1 pseudogene is annotated in these 311 nt (G+C 71.7%); it reads right to left on the minus strand.

Annotation, left to right across the window (positions count from 1 at the left end):
• Nucleotides 1–293 (minus strand): annotated as a pseudogene (locus tag PGX04_RS11085) (ABC transporter permease); the annotation flags it as partial.
• Between the last annotated feature and the right edge of the window lie 18 nt (nt 294–311).

Raw genomic sequence — 311 nt, forward strand, 5'->3', positions numbered from 1 at the left:
CCGAAGGGATGCGCTCGAGAGGGCGGCGCGTTCGCCGGGCCGACGAACATCGCGGACGGATCGTACGGCGCCAGCGAGAACGGCTGGAGCGTGATCGTGACCGCCGACGTCGACACCTCGAGCGGTCGGGCGAAGACGGCCAATACCGCCATGACGGCGATCACTCCCAGGCCGGCCATCGCCGTTCGGTTCCGCCGGAACCGACGCCACGCGTCCTCGAGGCGGCGTCTCGGCCGATCGAGTTCCGACGCCGGCTTCGTCGCAGTCCCCGCGGCCGTCGTCGGACTGGCGATGGATCCCGTCGCGGGGGT

It is taken from the genome of Natrinema soli, assembly GCF_028618695.1.